At 44.6% G+C, this 753-nt stretch carries 1 protein-coding gene; it reads right to left on the bottom strand.

Annotated features, from left to right (window positions below):
* Positions 1-382: 382 nt before the first annotated feature.
* Positions 383-753 (bottom strand): chitin-binding domain-containing protein (locus tag EK369_RS22900; protein WP_164727086.1); only part of this gene is annotated, 371 nt, incomplete at its 5' end.

The following is a 753-nucleotide window of genomic DNA, read 5'->3' as shown; positions in this document are numbered from 1 at the left end:
AAAATAATTACATAATATGTACGTAAGCCTTAGAAGAAACAATAATAAAAATAATAGAACAGAACCATCACTCTTGGAAATTCGTCATAGACATTTTGGCATTGCGGTCGGCACAAGCGGCAAACCCAAAGCAAAAAATAAAAGAATAAATAGGAAAAACAATAAATGCACAAGTTTGCAGTAAGTTTGCCGCCGTACATTTGAACTATGTCATCGGTCAAGTAATAATACATTCATTGCCACTGTGTGATCAAAGTCAACCTGGCATTTACCAACTGGCGGAATATCACAACACGGTTAAGCTTTAATCCATGGCAACTATGTATTACTACGTACCTCATAAGGCAAATGGTAAGAGAGGGTGAAGGTCACCCAATCCGTCTTAGCCTTTGAACAGTCCTAATCCCAGATCATGCCCATAACCGCCGTGATCAAAAGATGGAGCCGCGTACCCATGGGCAAAAGATGGGGCAGCGTAATGGGCCGCAATGGGTGCAGCAGCGACGTACTTTTGGATAGCTGGGGCTGCGATGATCTTGGGTGCCGATGGGTGGACTGCGTGACCCTGCCTGCTTACAACGGCGTTGAAACCGTTGTGATCGTCAGCGGTATATTCGACTTTACGGATGGTACCGTCGGGTTCTACAAGCGAATATTCTCCCTTTACAACGTCTCCATCACGTACTTCACTTTGGGATTTCTGGTCACCAGTGTGGGCGTCCTTTACGCCATAGTTGAATTCGTATTTGGGAT

The organism is Shimia sediminis (assembly GCF_003990645.1).
GTDB classification, from domain to species: domain Bacteria; phylum Pseudomonadota; class Alphaproteobacteria; order Rhodobacterales; family Rhodobacteraceae; genus Shimia; species Shimia sediminis.
Note: the sequence above shows the minus strand (reverse complement) of the source record. Positions and strands in the feature narration are given on the sequence as shown.